Below are 1,075 nucleotides of genomic sequence, written 5' to 3'. Positions count from 1 at the left end.
GATGCTCGGCTACGCGATGGGCCCCCGCCATGACGCCGCGCTGGTCAGCGCGTCGCTGAACGTGGCAGCCGCCACCCGGGGCGGGGAGGTGGACGGGGTGATCTTCCACAGCGACCGCGGCAGCGAGGGTGGATTCAACTGATCGTCGCAACACCTCGTGGGTGGAGGTGGAGTGATGGGTGTTGGTCCGCAGCAGCGGCAGGTTCGTGCGTACCGGGGCCAGATGCCGTCGCCAGGCCGGCCGGCGGTCGCCTGGCGTGAGGACCGTGTCCGGTTCTGGGCGGCGATCGCCCAGGGAGTCCGGACGGAGTAGGCAGCGGCCGAGGCCGGGGTGTCGCCCGCGGTCGGGGCTCGATGGTTCCGCCACGCTGGAGGCGTGGGACCGAACCTTTCGCCATCAGTATCGGGACGCTACCTGTCGTTCCCGGAACGCGAGGACATCGCCGTCTGGCAGGCTCAGGACGTGGGCGTCCGTGAGATCGCGCGCCGGCTGGGCCGGTCACCGTCGACGGTCTCACGGGAGCTCCGCCGGAACGCCTCAACACGCACCTACCGCCTGGAATATCGGGCGTCCACCGCGCAGTGGCATGCCGAACGGCGAGCGCGACGACCGAGAACGGCGAAGCTGGCGGTCAACGAGCGGCTGTGTCAGTACGTCCAGGACAGACTCGCCGGGACGATCCTGGCCCCGGACGGCCAACCGGTTCCCGGGCCTGTCACCCCGAATTGGAAGGGACGCAACAAGCCACGGCGGCAGGACCGGCGGTGGGCGACGTCATGGAGTCCCCAGCAGATCGCGAACCGCCTGCCGGTCGACTTCCCCGATGATGAGTCCATGCGCATCTCGCACGAGGCGATCTACCAGGCACTGTTCGTCCAGGCCCGCGGCGGGCTCAAGCGTGAGCTGGTCGCCTGCCTGCGGACCGGGCGTGCGCTGCGTGTCCCGCGAGCGCGTTCCCGGCAGCAGGCCCGTGGTCATGTCACGCCCGAGGTGATGATCAGCGAACGGCCCGCCGAGGCGGCCGACCGCGCGGTCCCGGGCCACGGGGAAGGTGACTTGATCATCGGATTGAAC

1 protein-coding gene is annotated in these 1,075 nt (G+C 70.1%); it reads left to right on the top strand.

The features are described 5' to 3' along the window. Nucleotides 1–376: 376 nt before the first annotated feature. Nucleotides 377–1,075, top strand: a 699-nt coding sequence (locus tag ACFVX9_RS39915; protein ID WP_387987243.1) for a transposase, incomplete at its 3' end; no start/stop codon positions are given.

It is taken from the genome of Kitasatospora sp. NPDC058243, assembly GCF_042882025.1.
Lineage (GTDB): Bacteria > Actinomycetota > Actinomycetes > Streptomycetales > Streptomycetaceae > Kitasatospora.
Note: the sequence above shows the minus strand (reverse complement) of the source record. Positions and strands in the feature narration are given on the sequence as shown.